The organism is Candidatus Zixiibacteriota bacterium (assembly GCA_020853795.1).
In the GTDB taxonomy this organism is placed as follows: domain Bacteria; phylum Zixibacteria; class MSB-5A5; order CAIYYT01; family CAIYYT01; genus JADJGC01.
In genome coordinates this window covers 25222-42494 of the sequence record JADYYF010000044.1, presented here as the reverse complement: position 1 = coordinate 42494, position 17273 = coordinate 25222, and the positions used below count along the sequence as shown (strand labels likewise).

The following is a 17273-nucleotide window of genomic DNA, read 5'->3' as shown; positions in this document are numbered from 1 at the left end:
GACTAACCGCGAAGATCGTCCCGATCGAGACGCGCCCCGACTTTGGCCACAATCGCGGCCGCCGCCCGTGCGCCAATCATTGATGAGGTGACTAAATCAAACCCCGAAGTCAATCCTCGCAGTACTCCTGCCGCATAGAGATCACCGGCGCCAGTCGTGTCGACGACTTTGGTCACCGGCAGGGCCGGCGTCATTCGCAGATGGCCGTCGGCAACCGTAATCGCGCCGGAAGCGCCGCAGGTCAGGCAAATCGAGGGTACGCGCGAGGCGATCTGCCGTGCCGCCATCTGCGGATCCTGAAATCCGGTGATCTCCTCCGATTCACGCGCGTTCAGAAACAGCACGTCGACGTATTCTCCAATCAAGCGTACGAAATCGTCGCGAAAGCGCCCCACCAGCCAGGCATCTGAGAAGGAGAAGGCGATCTGGACATCGGAACGTTTGGCCGCGTCCAACGCCCGGACCGCCGCACTACGCGCTTTGGGCGAATCCCAGAGATAGCCCTCGAGGTAGAGGAATTGCGACTGCGCAAGCGCCTCCAGGTGAATGTCCGCATCAGTGAGATAAGTCGATGCGCCGAGGAAGGTCAGCATCGAGCGCTCGGCGTCCGGAGTCACGAAGCTGACGCACGACCCGGTCGGCAGCGTGTCGGGCTCGACGTAAAAGTCAATACCGGCCTGAGTCAGGTCCTCGCGATAGAATCGGCCGAGTTCGTCATTTCCGACTTTGCCGGAATAGCAACCCCGACCGCCCAAGGCGGCCAGACCAGTAATCGTATTGGCCGCCGAACCGCCGCTGCAGCGCTTGACTTCGTGGGCGCGCAGACCTTCCAGCGTTTCATGCGCCGACTTGCCGACCAAGGTCATGATGCCCTTGCCAATGCTCTTGTCAATCAGGAACTGGTCGTCGACAAAGGAGATGTAGTCCACCAACGCATTGCCGATGCCGTAGACGTCGTACCGCTTCCCGGCCCTGTTGTTTCCGGCTATCATGAGTCGATAAATAACGTCCACGTTTAGATCGGGCAAGCCCTTTTCACCGCGAGGGGTTTGCGATGAATGCTTGACGCGGCACGAAACCACGGCTACCTTGCGTCCGAGGTAGAGTCGATGAGGCCGATGGAATACAGCGACACTGACATTGCGATCGTCGCATTGCGCGAGTATGCGAACGTAGGTCCGCGCACGCTGCAGCAGTTGATTACGCGCTTCGATACGGTTGAGAACATCTTTGCGAGCGCGCCGGGCGAGATCGCCGACTTGCCGCGGATGACGCCGGAAAAGGAGGACTTGATCCGGCTGTCGATCGACAATTCCGACTTGATCCGGCACCGGCTCGCCGACTACGCCGACAACGAAATCTACCTGACGACAGTTGTCGGCAGCACGTATCCGCCGGCGCTGCTGGAGATCAACGATCCGCCGCCGTTGCTCTATTTTCGCGGCAGCCTGGAAGTCTGCCGTGACAATTGCGTGGCCATCGTCGGCAGCCACGAGGCTTCGGCAGAGGCGATTGCCGAAGGCGTCCGGCTCGGCTCGCTCATCGCCGAGACCGGCACGGTCGTCGTGTCGGGTTTGGCGCGCGGCATCGATGCGGCAGCGCATCTGGGGGCGCTCAAGTCCGAAGGCAAGACCATTGCCGTCCTGGGATGCGGGATTGAAGACATTTATCCGCCGGAGCATCAGAGTCTGGCCGACAACATTGTCACTAACGGCTTGATTTGTTCGGAGTATCCGCCGGAGAGTGCAGTTGATGTCGGCCGGTTGCTGTCGCGCAATCGCATCATCGTCGGCCTGGCCCGTTCGGTGATAGTCGTCGAGATCACTTCCGGAACCGGCGGCACGGCCAGCGCGATCAGGGAGACGTTGAAGCAGGGCAAGTCGCTATTCACCTGCTTCAACCCCAATCTGGACGGGGCGGCAACAAACGAACTGGGGGCGGTACACCTGAAAGATCCTGACGACTGGAAGATGGTGATTCGCTACATGGTGTAGCGGAATCTCCAACCCGGCGGAATCTGTGCAAGACACTTATCGCACGATCAAGGAGCAGGCGCAAGCGGAGTTCAAGATTGAGCGCTCGCGATTCATTGGTACAGCGGTCCCGATCGCGACACGGAACGCCGCCGAGGCGGCGTATGATACGATCCGCCGCCGGTATCACGATGCCACACACAACTGCTTCGCCTACCGCGTCGGCATCGACGACGAGAAGGCTGAGACGCGCTCTTCCGATGACGGCGAGCCAAGCGGTACGGCCGGACGGCCGATTTTAGATGCCCTTAACTCAGGGAATGTCACTAATACTCTGGTTGTAGTGACGCGCTACTTCGGCGGCGTCAAGCTCGGTACCGGCGGGCTGGCGCGGGCTTACCGGCAGGCTGCTGATCAAGTCTTGGCGACGGCTGTGATCGTCGAGCGCCTGATCGAGCAACGATTCTGTCTCCGCTTTGGCCACGACGAGACATCGGTCGTTATGCACGCCCTCGCTGAACTTCGAATCAAGCCGGCACGCACCGACTACACCGACGATGTGGTCGTTTATGCGCGCATTCGCCGATCGCAATTCAAACAGCTGCGAACGGCTCTGATCGAGCGATCGAGCGGTCGCGTGGTCGTCGAGGCGATCGAAGACGAGGAGCTCGACTGATGCTGGAGCAACTTCAGCAAATCGACACCGAGTTGTTCCTCATGATCAACCGGAATCTTGCCAATCCCGTCTGCGATCTCTTGATGCCGGCGGCAACCAATGAGTGGATCTTGCGAGGGATACTGCTGGCGATTGTATCAGCGTTGGTCATTTTCGGCAAGACGCGCGGTCGCCTGGCCGCCGTGGGATGCATCATTGCCGTCGCGATCTCGGATCAGGTTTCGGCGCAGCTGATTAAACCGCTGGTCGAGCGTGCACGACCCTGTCACGTGGTCGCGGGTGTTCATCTCCTCGTGAATTGCTCGCAGGGATTATCGTTCCCTTCATCCCACGCCGCCAATACTTTCGGGCAGGCGATGTTTCTTGGCGCGCTGTATCCGCGGGCACGGTGGTACCTGTTCGGATTCGCCGCGATTGTCAGCTACTCGCGCATCGCGGTCGGGGTGCACTACCCGTTCGACGTTGTTGTTGGCGCGTCGGTGGGTGTCCTCTGCGGCTCGTTTGTCTATTGGCTGTGGCGGCAAGCGGCACGGCGCTACCCGGCGATGAGAGCCCACACTTAATTCCTTGAGCAGGATAGTGTTGTCCGGCTGAGCGGAAATAAATTCCGTCAAACGTCATCTTCAAAGATCGAACCGAATTCCGAGCCCATCTAACCTGTTGTCTGTCAATCGACTAACTCGGGACTGCTTTCCGGCATCAGGCTTGCTATTTGCATGACGGAGCATGGAGGCTCATGGATCGACTCTTGACGAAAGAGACAACACGCCGACCGGAGATCACCGGTGTCCTTCGGCTGCTGAGTAAGCACAGCAAGTTCATTTTGACCTTCACGACGGTGATGACGCTGGCAACGTTGAGCGTCAATCTGTTGTTACCGAATTATTACAGGTCCACCGGCACCTTGCTGCCCACCGGATCCACCAATCCAGCGCAAGCACTGGGCAATCTCGCCAGTGCGATTCCGGGTCTGGAAATGATGAATAATGACCCCGATCCGACGGCTTCGTCGAAGCTTTTCCCGGAGATGCTGCGATCCGACGTCGTTCGCAAGCGCGTGCTTCACGCCCAGTTGCCGGATGCGCTCGCGGCCAAGATGGAAGCGACGACAATCGGAGGCGTGTTTTCTGACGATCCCGTCGAAGCTCTCAAGAAGTTGACTGAGACAACGTCAGTCGGCAAGGACAAACAGTCGGGAATGATCTCGTTGACTTTTGAGTGGACCGATCCGGAATTTGCTCAATTCACCGCGGCCGAGTACATCCGGCAGTTGGATGCATTCTGCTCCAGTGAACGCTTCGCGCGCCTGGATGAGAGCCGCGCCTTCGTTGAGTCGCGGTTGCGTGACGCCGAGCGGCGCCTGCAGGCGGCTGAAGATTCGTTGCTGGCGTTCCGCGAGCAAAATCGCAATTACTACATTGCCTCCGCTCCGGACCTGCAACTTGAGCACGAACGGCTGACCAGAAAAGTCACGGAAATCGGCCAAGTGTATGCCCTGCTCAGCCAGCAACTCGAGATGGCCACGATCGAAGCGAAGCGTAAGAAACCGGTTGTGGCCACCCTCGACTTTCCGTCGGTACCAGAGGTCAAGTCTGGTCCGCAGAGACTGGTCAATACTTTGCAGGCCGCCATCGCTGCGCTGCTCTTGAGCTGCGGTTTCATCCTCGGCCGCGATTATATGCATCGAGTGATGACACCGGAAGAGGCCAATGACTTGCGGCAATTGCGGAATGATTGGCGCCGTCAGATCAGCGGAGTCAGCCAGCGTCTGCGCCTGCGCCGAAAGGCGGAATCATGCGAGCCGTGATCTTGGCGGGCGGTACCGGTACTCGCTTGCGGCCATATACGACGATCCTGCCCAAGCCGTTGATGCCGGTCGGCAATTACCCGATTGCGGAAACGATTGTCCGGCAATTGCGGTATTACGGCTTCACCGAAGTCACCTTTGCCGTCGGCTACCTCCATCAACTTATCGAGGCCTACTTCGGCGACGGTGCGACCTGGGATGTCCGCATCGATTACCTGCGTGAGGATCGGCCGCTCGGTACGGCCGGGCCGCTGGCAAACCTGACCGATTTTGACCGTCCGCTCCTGGTGATGAACGGCGATATCCTGACTGATCTCGACTATCGTCGGTTCTATCAATCACATCTTGACAGCCGCGCGGAGCTTTCGATCGCCGTTTTCGAGAAGCAGATCAATATCGATCTGGGCGTTCTCGAGACTGACGCGCAAGCATCGGTCACCCACTATCTGGAGAAACCAAGCTACTCGCACAAGGTGAGCATGGGCGTTTACGCCTTCTCACCGTCGGTACTGGAATTGATTCCGGCCGGTGTGCGCTGTGACTTCCCCGACTTGGTTCAGTCGCTGCTGACACTGGAGCGTCGCGTCAAGGCCTACTCGCATCGCGGCCTCTGGCTCGATATCGGGCGTACCGAAGACTACCTTTCCGCTGCCGACGTCATGGATACTCATGCCGACCGGCTGTTACCGACGCAACCTTTGGTCGCATCAACTTCAACCGGAATTGCCTCGCCATAATCGGAGTCGCAAGAGCACGCCCTATGGAAACTGCGGTCATCAAGCGCATCGGATACAAGGTCAGACGCAAGCTCAAGATTGTGCAGGCCATGATCCCGACACCCAAGCCGACCGACGAGCAGTTTCTGGCTGAGCTCGGTTCAACCGCCGCAGGCTCGCTTGAACGATTTCCCCCGATATTCCCCGGGCTGATCGACTCATCGATGGCCAAGAACTTGTCGCGCACGATGCCGGAGGATTTCGCCCGTGCCGAGTTAGTAGCACGCCAGGCGTTGCAGCATCGCTTTAATCTGCTGGGCTCGGGCTGGGTGGATGCCGGTCGGCCGATCGACTGGTCGCGCGATTTCAAGAGCGGCAAGCGTTGGGCAACCCGCGACTACCGGCTCCAGCGAATAGTCGATCTCAACGACGATTCGGATGTCAAGGTCCCCTGGGAACTATCGCGTTGCCAGCACTTCTTGCCGATGGCAATCCTCTATCTGGCCGAAGGCGATCCGGCATTTGCTGCCGCTTTTGAGACTCAGGTCAACTCGTGGATCGAGGCCAACGAGTACGGACAGACGGTCAATTGGTCTTGTCCGATGGATATTGCGTTACGCTGCCTAAACTGGCTGGCCGCGTATCAGTCGTTTGCTGCAAGGAATGATTTTGGCGAGCGCTTTCGGCAGCGACTGACGCTCGAACTTTACAAAGGCGGTCGCGCAATTCGTGAAAATTTGGAGAAGATCGGATCGGGGTTCAACACGAATCACTACCTTGCCGACCTGGTCGGGCTGCTCTATCTCGGGTGGATGTTCCGGGATGTCCCGGCGGCGCACGACTGGTTCGATCTGGCACATCGCGAACTCGAGCAAGAACTGCAGTCGCAGGTTACGACTGACGGGATCGATTATGAGTCCTCCCTGCCTTATCACGGTCTTGTTACCGAGATGTTCTTCTATGCACTGATCTTGAGCGAAAGATGCGGTCGACCGTTCTCAACTGGCTATGCTGAACGTCTGCGCCAGATGATCGCGAATCTGGCACGCTTTACGCGGGCAGACGGCACGGTTGAGCCGTTTGGCGACAATGACGATGGTCGCGTATTTCGACTTCTGTGGCGCGGCTCGCGCGATTATCGCGACTTGCTGAGTCTGGCTTGCGGTCACGATCCCGAATTGCAGTTGCCCGGGTTCACTCCGACACCAGAAGAAGCGTTCATACGCTCCAGTTCCACCAGTCGCCGCCATGCGGCTGCTGTCGCATCGACCTGGAGTTCGGTCGGCTTCGTGAAAGCCGGGATGTGTCAGATGAGGGCACCAGGAGTGGTTCTCAACTTCTTCAACAACGAAGTCGGCACGGCCGGCCTGGGCAATCACAAGCACAACGATCTGTTGAGTTTCAGTCTGGAGTATGACGGGTTTCCAGTGTTTGTTGACCCTGGCAGCTTCGTCTATACGGCCGATGCCGAGGCCCGGAATCAGTTTCGTTCAACGCGGGCGCATAACACGGTCATGATTGACGACCAGGAACAGAATCGCATGGTGCCGGGGCTGCTTTTTCATCTTCGTCCCGATGGCCGCCCGCAGATTACCCACTGGCAATCCACCGACAAATTCGATTTGGCGGTGGCGGAGCACAATTGCTATGAGCGACTCGACCAGCCGGTCAGGCACCGACGCGCTGTGTTGCTGCTTAAGCACCCGGTGGTAATCCTGATCCGTGACGAACTCCTGGGTCGGGGCGAGCATAAGGCGGAGTTCAATTTTCATTTGGATCGAATGGCCGTGGAGACTTTGGCTCAGAATCGCGTGTTGTTGCGACCGTCGCCTCAGTTCACTCCGTTATTGTTCGCTGAACTCCTGCATGAGAGCGGGTTCAATTTACTCACGGACTGGATTTCGCCCGCTTACGGGGTTAGATACCCGGCGATGCGCTTGACACAATGGCAGCGGGCCGAGCTGCCCTGCACGAGGCTGTATGCGATCATCCCATTGACCTCCAGCGAACTCTCTTCAGTTGACACGATTGTCCAGCAGGCACGGGATTTCGTGGGATGGTAGACCATCTTCGAACTGCCCTGACGGCGTCAACCGCGAAGTTCCTCACGCTTGCCGGTCTCGCCACAGTTCTGATTACCTGGCTGTTGCCCCAGTCAAACCTGCTCCTGATCGCGTGCCTACTCACTGCGACGATCCTTGCCGCAATCGCTGTTACGCGGCGGCCTCAGGCGGTGTACTGGGTGATGCTCGTTGCCCTGCCGCTGGAGGCGACCTTCGTTCTGGAGGCTGGATTCTCGATCCTGCCATGCTATCTGCTGTTGGGTTTGCAATTGCTGCTCCTGCTCGTGATGCGACAACCACTGCGCTTCGACACGGCCCCCGTAAGAATCTACCTGGTCTACCTCCTGATAGCGACGCTCTCGTTGTTATTTGCATTCTTCGTGGCGCCGCCTCAGGTGGACACGTCGGCAGCGATGGCACTGCGCGCTTCGGGACTGCGCCCATTCGTTCAAGTTGTCCTCCTGGCACTCAACGTGTGCTTCTTCGCCTTGGTGCTCCAGTACAATCCCGATGAGCACACCGCTTTGAAGTCGCTGCAGGTGTATTTGGCGGTCGCTGCCGCCCTGGCGCTGCTCGGCTGTTGGCAGTCACTGGCAGTGCCGCTTGACCTTCCCGGCAAGGACTTCACCCAGGCGTTCGGCGCGGCCGCGGATCAGGCATACCTCTACGGCGAGACACGTTACTATTCCGCGCTGGTCACGGATTTTGCTCCGCGCGCGACATTTCGCGAGTCGCTGCATTTTTCGCACTTTCTGGTTTCGATCTTACCACTGGCGCTGACACTATTCATCTATCGGCGTAAACTGCCGGAGCGCTGGCGCCTGCCGGGTGTGTCGCTGCTGGCGGCATTTGGATCGGCGACGTTGTTTCTCACGATGTCCCGATCCGGCTGGATCGCCATGCTGGCGGCGATGTTGTTCGTCGCCGTCTTCTCGCCCAAACGACGAATAGTGAAGTACGCCGCCCTGGCCGGGTTGGCTCTGGTCGTCGTGGGCTCGGCAATGACTGTCGTGGGGTTCTTCCGATTTGACCTGAACGTCTGGGAGTTGATTTCGATTCGCCTCGACGCCGCGCGTCTGGAATCGGACCCGCGGGTCACCTATTTGTCCGCGCTCTGGTCTACCTTCAAAGAATATCCGCTGCTCGGAGTCGGTATCGGCAACTATGGAGCGTTTGGTGCGGCGGCGGTCGGAATCCCAACGCTGCTGTCCGCGCACTCGATCTTTCTCAATGCGCTGGTTGAGACCGGCGTGCTCGGGTTTCTCGCCTTCTCCGCACTGATCGTGCACTTCTTTGTGAAGTTGCTGCAAGGAATCGCAAGCGCTCGCGGGCAGGCGATCTACCCCTATCTTGTCGGTATCGGTGGCGGCGTCCTCGGTATGACGCTGCAATACTTCAGCTTCGGTGATCGGCCATCGTTTTACTATCTTTTCATGCTGGCCATCGGTTATGCCTTGCTGCGGGCGGCCGCCAAGAAACGTGTTGCCTCGACAACCTTCGCGCCGTAAGTTTCCATTATCAAGCTGATTGTCGAAGGAAACAGGAGTGCAGAGCTGGACTCCGGACAATTCCTGGGTGGCGGCGTCTTGCCAGCGCTTCAGGCGCAACGCGTTGCTGGTGATTTTGCTGATTTGTTTATCTCAACCGGGATGCCAATCGAAGATGGATGAGCAGAAATCCGATTCATTCTATCATCAGCGCCAGGTCATGGTCGAAAAGCAACTGGCCAGTCGCGACATCGTCAGTTCAGCGGTTTTGAACGCCATGCGGCGTGTTCCTCGCCATGAATTTGTGCCTCCGGATCAGCGTGCCGACGCCTATATTGACGGCCCGCTGCCAATTGGCTTCGGCCAGACGATCTCGCAACCATACATTGTGGCCATTATGACGCAGTTGGCACGCGTCGATTCCGCTGCGAAAGTGTTGGAAATCGGCACTGGTTCCGGGTATCAGGCGGCCATATTGGCAGAGATAGCGGATTCTGTTTTCAGCATTGAAATCGTTGAGCCGCTATGTCACCGGGCCGACAGCACGCTGAAGCTACTGGGCTACCGCAAGATCGCGGTGAGGTGCGGCGACGGCTATCGCGGCTGGCCAGAGCATGCGCCGTTTGACGCAATCGTAGTGACCGCCGCGCCCGACCATATTCCGCAGCCGTTGGTCGACCAGCTCAAGGTCGGCGGCCGGCTGATTATCCCGGTCGGCGATCGCAATCAGGAGTTGATGCAGATCACGAAATCCGAGCAGGGAACGATCAATCAGGCCATAATCCCGGTGCGGTTTGTGCCGATGACCGGCGAGGCCCGCGGCGATTAGCCTTTTTGCTTGCTTCTTTCCGGCCCTTCCGCCAATTTAACCCCAAGCATCTATCGGGAGGGGTTCCCATTCCATGAGTTTTACCTTAAGCAGTTTCTTTTTCCTCTGCATGTTGGCCGGGCTCATTTACGCCCTGCTATCGGCGATTTTCTCCGGCATCTTCTCCGGCCACGGCGATGGCGCTTCGGTTGGCGACCATGTTGACGTGACGGGCGAGCACTCGCCGGTTGGCGGCGAGCTGCACTTCTCGCCGCTGTCACCGGCAGTGATGGCCGTTTTCGTCACCGTCTTCGGCGCAGTTGGACTGGTCTGCGTGCGGGCCGCGCAACTGACGGCTTTGCCGGCCGTATCGATTGCTACGCTGGCGGCGTTTGCATCAGCGATCGGGACCTACTACATCTTCCGCACGCTCTATCGCCACACCCAGGGTTCGTCGGAGGCGACGATGGCCGAGTTGATCGGCCTGACGGCGGAAGTTTTGACGCCGCTCGAGGGGACGCACACCGGTGAAATCGCCTATGTTCAGAAAGGCACGCGCTACACCTCGATGGCGCGTTCGCACGACGGCCGCCGGATTGAAAGTCACATGCCGGTCAAGATCATCAAGGTCGTCGGAAATCTTTGCATCGTTGAGCCCGACTAAAGGAGAGAAGGGATCGATATATGGAAACGGGTTTTGATGTTAGTGCCAGTTGGGTATTTGCCGTCTTTGCCGGCGTCTTTGTCCTCATTCTCTTTTTCGTCATCATCGCGCGGCGCTATACCAAGGTCGGCCCCAATGAGGTGCTGATCGTTTCGGGTATTCGCCACAAGGTGCAGGACGCCGCCGGTGTCAAAGCGACGATCGGTTTTCGCATCGTCAAGGGTGGCGGTACGTTCGTGCTGCCGGTCTTTGAGCGCGTCGACCGACTATCGTTGGAATTGTTTACGCTCGATGTCAATACGCCGGAGGTCTACACGATGCACGGCGTGCCGGTGATTGTGGACGGCGTGGCGCAGGTCAAGGTGCGCGGCGACGATGTCAGCATTCGTACCGCTGCCGAGCAGTTCCTTTCCAAGGGCAAACAAGAAATCATGAACATCGCGCTGCAAACGATGGAAGGCCACCTGCGCGCGATCCTGGGTACGCTGACCGTTGAAGAGATTTACTCCAATCGCGACGCGTTTGCCCAAAAGGTACAGGAAGTCGCCGCCGCCGACATGGCGAACATGGGTCTGGTCGTAGTTTCGTTCACGATCCGCGATATCCGCGACAAACAAGGTTATCTCGAGGCCCTGGGCAAGCCGCAGATCGCGCGGGTCAAGAAAGACGCAATCGTCGGCGAGGCGGAAGCCAATCGTGACGCCACGATCAAGTCGGCCGACGCCTTCCGCGAAGGACAGATCGCCAAGCTGCTGGCGGATACCAAGGTTGCCGAAGCTGATCGCGATTACAAGATGAAGGTCGCCGAATACGAGGCGTCGGTGAATCTGAAGAAGGCTGATGCCGATCTGGCCTACGAGCTGCAGAAGAACAAGACCAGCCAGAACGTCAAGCGCGAAGAGATGGAAATCGTGTTGGTCGAGAAAACCAAGCAGATTGAGATCCAGAACAAGGAGATTGAGCGCAAACAGAACGAACTGGAAGCGCTGGTCAAGCGGCCGGCGGAAGCGGATCGCTTCAAAGTCGAACAGGGAGCGGCGGCCGAGAAATTCCGGCTTCAGGAGACGGCGGAAGGTCAGGCGGAAGCTACGCGCGCGATCGGTCTGGCAGAAGCCGAAGCCAACAAGGCGCGCGGCGTGGCTGAAGCGGATGTCATCAAGGCGCAGGGACTTTCGACGGCGGAGGCCATGTCAGCCAAGGCGGATGCGTGGAGGCACTACAACGAGGCCGCCATTGTGCAGATGCTGATAGACAAGTTGCCGGATATTGCACGCGCGATTTCCGAGCCGCTGGCGCGAACGGAGAAGATCGTCATCATCAACTCGGGCGGAGACGGCGGCGGTGCGTCCAAGATAACCGGCGATATCACCAAGATTATCGCGCAGTTGCCGCCCGTCGTTGAGTCGCTCACGGGGCTGAAGCTCGAAGAGATTCTGCGTAAGATTCCGGGCATGACGGAACGCGGGACGGCGGAAGTAAAGATCGAGCCGTCGGAGCGCCCATAAGTCGATTTCAGGCGATTGCCGGGAGGCCTGGGAGGCACGTTTTCCCAGGCCTTCTTCACGATAGGCTGAACCGGAGAGGACCGCAGCATGAAAGAACTGATACAGAAACCGGAACTGCTCTATATTGCGGCGTTATTTGCACTCTTTGTCGTGCCCAAGATTTTGCAGCGTTTTCGGCTGCCGTCGGCGATCACCTGTGTCATGCTGGGTGCCGGCGCCGGAATGGGGCTTTCGCTCTTCCATAACGACCCCACGATCGGGCTGCTGTCAACGTTCGGCATTGTCGCTCTATTCTTGTTTGCCGGATTGGAGATCGACTTTGCCGAACTCAAAAGCCGCTTGCCAACCGTGGCGGCCTACATCGGCGCCAATCTTGCCGGGTTGGCGCTGGCGGGTTGGGTTGCGATGCTGGCATTTGATCTACCTTTGCGTCCGGCGCTGTTGGTGGCGCTGGCGGTGCTGACGCCGTCGGCCGGGTTCATTCTCAATTCGCTCTCTTCGTTCGGCATGACCCCGAACGAGGGACGGTGGGCACGCACGATGGTGGTGGCCAACGAAATCGTGGCGTTGGCGGTGCTCTTCGGCATTTTGCAATCGGCATCGTTGCCACGGTTCTCGATCTCGCTGGGAGTTCTCGTGCTGATGATCGCCCTCTTGCCGCTGCTCTTCAAAGCGTTTGCGCGCCTTGTGCTTCCCTACGCACCCAATTCGGAATTCGCCTTCCTGGTCATGACCGCCGTGCTGTGCGCGTTCGTCACTCGCGAACTGGGCGTGTATTACCTGGTCGGCGCCTTCGTGGCGGGAATCGCGGCCCAGCGATTTCGCACCGAGTTGGCGTCAATAGCCTCGGAGCAGATGCTGCACGCGGTCGAAGTGTTCGCGTCGTTCTTCGTACCGTTCTACTTCTTCCATGCCGGTCTGCACCTCGAACGGAGTGACTTCCTGCCGGCGTCGTTTGCCGTAGGATTGACCATCTTCGCTATCATGGCGCCGTTGCGCGTACTCTGGGTCGCCGGACTAATGCGGATCGTCGTTGCCGAGCCGCTGAAGGGCGGCCTGCGCGTCGGCGCCGCCCTGCTGCCGACGCTGGTCTTCACGCTGGTCATCGCGGGTATCCTGCGCGACGTGTACGAGGTTCCCGGTTATGTCTTTGGCGGGCTGATTGTCTACACACTCGTCAACACGCTGCTGCCGGGTTTCATTCTGCATGCCCCGCGCGGCGCCTATGGTTTGCCGTTGGAAGTGGAGTTAGCCGAATCGGAGGCAGCTACAACTTCCAAAAGCGATTTGACTTGAAGCCCGACCGCGGCTACCATTGTACCAGTTGAGGTCATGGGTCAAGTCGACCCCCGATCCCGATCCTGCAGACTTTGTCAGTGGAGGATTAAGTCATGGAGCATCCACGATTTCGCACAGACCGTGTCGGGCGCCTGTGGTTCCTTGGGGCAGCGATTCTTGCGGCCTTCATCGGTTGCTTGTTGCTTAACGGCTGCGCCACCAATCTGGCGACCGGCAAGCGTCAATTCAACCTCATCAGTGAGGCGCGCGAGGTGGCAATCGGGCAGCAAGCCGATGCGGAGATTTCCGCGCAGATGGGACTTTATCCGGACTCGGCCCTGCAGACATACGTCAGCAATCTCGGTCTGCAGATGGCCGCGCAATCCGAGCGCCCCAATCTGCCCTGGAGTTTCAAGGTCGTGGACGACCCGATGGTGAATGCCTTCGCACTTCCGGGCGGATTCATCTACGTTACGCGCGGCATCCTGGCACACCTTAACAGCGAAGCCGAGCTGACGGGCGTCATCGGCCACGAAATCGGTCATGTCACCGGCAAACACTCCGTTGAGCAGATGAGCAAACAGCAGGTTGCCTCAATCGGACTGGGCGTCGGGACAATTCTGGAACCGCGGCTGGAGAAATTCGCCGGACTTGCGAGCCAAGGGCTGGGATTGCTTTTTCTCAAGTACGGTCGCGACGACGAGACGGAGGCCGATTATCTGGGGCTGCGCTATATGCAGCGAACGCAGCACGACCCGCGCCAATTGGTTGGTGTCATGGAGATGCTGGATGGTGTGACCCAGGCATCCGGCGGCAGCGGCATTCCGGAGTGGCTCTCGACCCACCCGAATCCGGGGAATCGCGCCACCGTGATCCGCTCGCACGTCGACACGATCTCCACCGATCTGTCCAAGAGTGTTGTCGGCCGCGATGCCTTGCTGGCCAGGATCGACGGCATCGTTTTCGGCGATAATCCGCGCCACGGCTACTTCCGAGAGAATGTCTTCCTGCATCCCGACTTCAAATTCCGGTTCGAGTTTCCGACCGGTTGGACAACCGCCAATCAGGTGCAGGGCGTCATCGGCATCAACGCCGAGAAGGATGCAATGATCCAAATCACGCTTTCCAACGCGACTTCGCAGACAGCCGCCGCCAATCAATTCTTCGCCCAAGAGGGACTAGCGGTCAGCGGTACCCAAACCGGCAACCTCAACGGCATTCCCGCCGCCTGGGGGCAGTTTTCTGCGCAGACAGCGGACGGCGCGCTGCGCGGCGTGGCATATTTCTACTCGTACGAAGGTAATGTCTTCCAAGTTCTCGGTTACGGCGTGGCGGAAAACTGGCAGAAAAATGATCAGACGGTGACCGCGTCGGTGCGGAGCTTCGCCAAGCTGACCGATGCCAAGGTCCTGGCCGTTCAGCCGTGGCGGATCAAAATTGTCACGCTGACGGAGCCGATGACCATCGTGGATTTCAATAAGAAATTCCCGTCGCCCGTGCCATTGGCCACGCTGATGTTGATCAACCGTTGCGACGAAAACACACGTTTCGTCAAAGGCAACAAGATCAAGAATGTGGTGGGAGAGATCCTGCCGTAGCGGCCGGCTTACACGTCACCGTTGGCCCAGGTGATGAGGCCGAATTCATGGCGATGAACGGCGCTCCGATGTCCCGGCAAGACCCGCACGGAATAACCGAAGCGACCGCTCGTTGTGAGCGGGGTGTGGCAGCGGTAGGTGTAGACACCCGCCTGGGCGCTGCCGTCCGGGTCCATTTCAAAGGTCAGGGCATCAGCGATTTCGCCGCGCTGTGACAACCGGCCAATGTAGAGTTCGACCTTGAGGTCGTCGGGCTTGAACTCGCCGATGAAAATTCGGGCCGTAATCGAGACCGGGGTCGCGACACTAACCTTTGAGGGCGTTTCGGAACTGAGTTCCAGGATGCGGATGTCCGCCCAGCGGTCTTTGAGGTGCTTGTACCACGATGCCAGCGAGCGCAGCTCGGCGTAATTGTCATTCTCGAGGATGCGGAACTGGCGAAATGCACTCATATAGAATTTGTCGGCGTACTCCTGCACCATGCGGTTGGAATTGAACATCGGGTTCAAGAGCTTGATCGACCGCTTCATCTTGGCCACCCACTCGCGCGGAATGCCATCGCGGCCGCGATCGTAGAACGTCGGCGCGACTTCCTTCTCGAGAATATCGTACAGCGCGTTGGCCTCGATCTCATCCTGATAGTCGTGGTTTTCGTACTCCTCGCCGGAGCCAATGGCCCAACCGACGTCGGCGCGATAACCTTCGACCCACCAACCGTCCAACACGCTGACGTTGAGGCCGCCGTTAAAGACCACCTTCATGCCGCTGGTGCCGGAGGCTTCCATCGGCCGTCGCGGTGTATTGAGCCAGACGTCGACGCCCTGAACCAGATAGCGCGCCATCGCCAGGTCGTAATTCTCAAGGAAGACCACCCGGTCGCGCAGTTGCGGATCGCGAATTGTGTGGACGATGGTCTTGATCAGTTCCTTGCCGATATTGTCGCGCGGATGGGCTTTACCGGCGAAGACGAATTGCACCGGGTGCTTGGTATCGTTGACGATTCGTTTCAGTCGGTCCATGTCGCGGAACAAGAGTGCCCCGCGCTTGTAGGAGGCGAATCGGCGGGCAAATCCGACCGTGAGCAGCTCGGAGTTGAGCACCTCACTGACAACTTTCAGTTCGCGCGGCGAGGCCCCCCGGCGTTGATACTGCTCTTTGAGCCGCTGCCGAATCAAGGAAATCATCTTCTCGCGTCGGAGTTCGTGGGTCCGCCACAGCTCGCTGTCGAGGATATCGTCGACATTGCTCCAGCAGGAGTGATCCGCCGGTTTGTCCATCCAGTCGAGACCCAGGTAGCGGCCGTACAAGTCGGCAATTTCTTGCGAGATCCAGGAGCGGGTATGAATGCCGTTGGTGATTGAATCGATCGGTACCTCATTCAGCGGCACGCCCGGCCAGGAGTTTTGCCACATCTTGCGCGACACTTCCGCATGGAGCTTGCTCACGCCGTTGATGTGCGAGGATGAATTCATCGCCAGATGCGCCATATTGAATTCGTTGCTGGCGTAGCCGCCGACGGGACTGCCGAACGCAAAAAACTCGTTCGGACTCAACCCGAGTTCGGAGTAATACGGCCGCAAGTAGCGATCAATCAGATCGCGCGGGAACCGGTCGATGCCGGCCGGTACCGGCGTGTGCGTCGTGAAGATCGTCGACTGCTTGACCAACATCGCAGCTTCATTGAAACTCAAGTGATCCAGTTGCATGCGACGGCGGATGCGGTCGATCGCCAAGAACGCGCTGTGGCCTTCATTCATGTGGTAGACCGAAGGCGACAAGCCGGCACTTTCGAGAGCACGCACGCCGCCGATGCCGAGTACCATCTCCTGCTTGATTCGCATTTCGGTGTCGCCACCGTACAGCTCGCTGGTGATGTCGCGGTCTTCGATGGCATTCTGCGCCAGGTTGGTGTCGAGCAGCAGCAGCGGTACGCGGCCGACCTGGATGCGCCACACCTTGATCGAGACCTTGCGGCCAACGATGTCGAGTGTAACAAACAGCGGATCGCCGTTCTTGTCGGTGACCTCGGTCAGCGGCAGCATCGAGAAATCGAGTTCCGGATAGTATTCGCCCTGCCAGCCGTCGGCATTGAGGTACTGCTGGAAATAGCCGCGCTGATACAATAAGCCGACGCCGACCAAGGGCAGGCCCAGATCGCTGGCCGACTTGAGATGATCGCCGGCCAGCACACCGAGACCGCCGGAGTAAATCGGCAGCGACTCGGTCAGCCCGTATTCGGCCGAAAAATAGGCGATCTCCGGTTTGTCGGCACGGAAATGCTGTTCGCCAAACCAGGTGTCGCCATTCATGTAAACGCTGAACTCGCGTGCCACACTTTCCAGGTGTGCCCGGAAGGCGGCATCGCGCTCCAGCTTCTCCAGCTTTGGCTGCGGGATCATCGACAGCAGGCGAACCGGGTTATGCCCCGACTCTTCCCAAAGCTTATAGTCGATGCGACGCAGGAGCTGAATCGCCTCATGGTTCCAGCACCAGTATAGATTGTAAGCGATGTCGCGAAGGGGCTTTAATCCCTCAGGCAGGACTGGTTCAACCTGGATGTATCTTAGCGCCTTAACCATTTGACTTCCTTGTCATTATCGACCGGACCGTCGGATTCTGCACTCCCATGACCGAATCGGGCCGGGTCAATTGCAACCTAATCATTGGCCGGGAGATTTTCAAGGGTTGATCCATTCAA

The 17273-nt window shown here is 58.6% G+C and carries 14 protein-coding genes; 12 read left to right on the top strand and 2 right to left on the bottom strand.

What is annotated here, in order from left to right:
• Nucleotides 1-2 precede the first annotated feature (2 nt).
• Nucleotides 3-992: an adenosine kinase gene (locus IT585_03020; protein ID MCC6962200.1), complete on the bottom strand. Its 990-nt coding sequence runs from the start codon at nucleotides 990-992 to the stop codon at nucleotides 3-5.
• Between the two features lie 117 nt (nucleotides 993-1109).
• On the opposite strand from IT585_03020, the gene IT585_03015 reads away from it, so the two are divergent.
• From IT585_03015 to IT585_02960, 12 genes are all read left to right on the top strand, one after another.
• Nucleotides 1110-1994 (top strand): DNA-protecting protein DprA, encoded by an 885-nt coding sequence (locus IT585_03015; protein ID MCC6962199.1) that lies wholly within the window; start codon nucleotides 1110-1112, stop codon nucleotides 1992-1994.
• Between the two features lie 25 nt (nucleotides 1995-2019).
• Nucleotides 2020-2649, top strand: a complete 630-nt coding sequence (locus IT585_03010; GenBank protein ID MCC6962198.1) for a YigZ family protein — start codon at nucleotides 2020-2022, stop codon at nucleotides 2647-2649.
• Entirely contained in the window at nucleotides 2649-3212 is a 564-nt protein-coding gene (locus IT585_03005; protein MCC6962197.1) for a phosphatase PAP2 family protein, read from the top strand. The genes IT585_03010 and IT585_03005 overlap by 1 nt, the downstream gene beginning before the upstream one ends.
• A 173-nt stretch (nucleotides 3213-3385) precedes the next feature.
• A complete protein-coding gene (locus IT585_03000) occupies nucleotides 3386-4456 on the top strand; it encodes a hypothetical protein (GenBank protein ID MCC6962196.1) in 1071 nt (356 codons plus the stop codon).
• Entirely contained in the window at nucleotides 4444-5193 is a 750-nt protein-coding gene (locus tag IT585_02995) for an NTP transferase domain-containing protein (protein MCC6962195.1), read from the top strand. Before IT585_03000 ends, IT585_02995 begins: the two co-directional genes overlap by 13 nt.
• 23 nt (nucleotides 5194-5216) lie before the next feature.
• Nucleotides 5217-7235, top strand: coding sequence for an alginate lyase family protein (locus IT585_02990; protein MCC6962194.1), 2019 nt, complete (start codon nucleotides 5217-5219; stop codon nucleotides 7233-7235).
• Nucleotides 7229-8743: an O-antigen ligase family protein gene (locus IT585_02985; GenBank protein MCC6962193.1), complete on the top strand. Its 1515-nt coding sequence runs from the start codon at nucleotides 7229-7231 to the stop codon at nucleotides 8741-8743. The genes IT585_02990 and IT585_02985 overlap by 7 nt, the downstream gene beginning before the upstream one ends.
• Nucleotides 8744-8897: 154 nt before the next feature.
• A complete protein-coding gene (locus tag IT585_02980) occupies nucleotides 8898-9551 on the top strand; it encodes a protein-L-isoaspartate(D-aspartate) O-methyltransferase (GenBank protein ID MCC6962192.1) in 654 nt (217 codons plus the stop codon).
• A gap of 73 nt (nucleotides 9552-9624) precedes the next feature.
• Nucleotides 9625-10194, top strand: coding sequence for an NfeD family protein (locus IT585_02975; protein ID MCC6962191.1), 570 nt, complete (start codon nucleotides 9625-9627; stop codon nucleotides 10192-10194).
• A 20-nt stretch (nucleotides 10195-10214) separates the two neighbouring features.
• Nucleotides 10215-11699 (top strand): flotillin family protein, encoded by a 1485-nt coding sequence (locus IT585_02970; GenBank protein ID MCC6962190.1) that lies wholly within the window; start codon nucleotides 10215-10217, stop codon nucleotides 11697-11699.
• Between the two features lie 87 nt (nucleotides 11700-11786).
• Nucleotides 11787-12995 (top strand): cation:proton antiporter, encoded by a 1209-nt coding sequence (locus tag IT585_02965; GenBank protein ID MCC6962189.1) that lies wholly within the window; start codon nucleotides 11787-11789, stop codon nucleotides 12993-12995.
• Nucleotides 12996-13090: 95 nt separating this feature from the next.
• A complete protein-coding gene (locus tag IT585_02960; GenBank protein ID MCC6962188.1) occupies nucleotides 13091-14575 on the top strand; it encodes a M48 family metalloprotease in 1485 nt (494 codons plus the stop codon).
• 8 nt (nucleotides 14576-14583) lie between these two features.
• On the opposite strand, the gene glgP is transcribed toward IT585_02960, so the two are convergent.
• A complete protein-coding gene (gene glgP, locus IT585_02955; GenBank protein MCC6962187.1) occupies nucleotides 14584-17154 on the bottom strand; it encodes an alpha-glucan family phosphorylase in 2571 nt (856 codons plus the stop codon).
• Nucleotides 17155-17273 lie beyond the last annotated feature (119 nt).

What these genes read in the sequence shown, in the direction of transcription:
- IT585_03020 (MCC6962200.1), bottom strand. Translation starts at nt 992, where the DNA reads ATGATAGCCGGAAACAACAGGGCCGGGAAGCGGTACGACGTCTACGGC.
- IT585_03015 (MCC6962199.1), top strand. Translation starts at nt 1,110, where the DNA reads ATGAGGCCGATGGAATACAGCGACACTGACATTGCGATCGTCGCATTG.
- IT585_03005 (MCC6962197.1), top strand. Translation starts at nt 2,649, where the DNA reads ATGCTGGAGCAACTTCAGCAAATCGACACCGAGTTGTTCCTCATGATC.
- IT585_03000 (MCC6962196.1), top strand. Translation starts at nt 3,386, where the DNA reads ATGGATCGACTCTTGACGAAAGAGACAACACGCCGACCGGAGATCACC.
- IT585_02995 (MCC6962195.1), top strand. Translation starts at nt 4,444, where the DNA reads ATGCGAGCCGTGATCTTGGCGGGCGGTACCGGTACTCGCTTGCGGCCA.
- IT585_02990 (MCC6962194.1), top strand. Translation starts at nt 5,217, where the DNA reads ATGGAAACTGCGGTCATCAAGCGCATCGGATACAAGGTCAGACGCAAG.
- IT585_02985 (MCC6962193.1), top strand. Translation starts at nt 7,229, where the DNA reads ATGGTAGACCATCTTCGAACTGCCCTGACGGCGTCAACCGCGAAGTTC.
- IT585_02980 (MCC6962192.1), top strand. Translation starts at nt 8,898, where the DNA reads ATGGATGAGCAGAAATCCGATTCATTCTATCATCAGCGCCAGGTCATG.
- IT585_02975 (MCC6962191.1), top strand. Translation starts at nt 9,625, where the DNA reads ATGAGTTTTACCTTAAGCAGTTTCTTTTTCCTCTGCATGTTGGCCGGG.
- IT585_02970 (MCC6962190.1), top strand. Translation starts at nt 10,215, where the DNA reads ATGGAAACGGGTTTTGATGTTAGTGCCAGTTGGGTATTTGCCGTCTTT.
- IT585_02965 (MCC6962189.1), top strand. Translation starts at nt 11,787, where the DNA reads ATGAAAGAACTGATACAGAAACCGGAACTGCTCTATATTGCGGCGTTA.
- IT585_02960 (MCC6962188.1), top strand. Translation starts at nt 13,091, where the DNA reads ATGGAGCATCCACGATTTCGCACAGACCGTGTCGGGCGCCTGTGGTTC.
- glgP (MCC6962187.1), bottom strand. Translation starts at nt 17,154, where the DNA reads ATGGTTAAGGCGCTAAGATACATCCAGGTTGAACCAGTCCTGCCTGAG.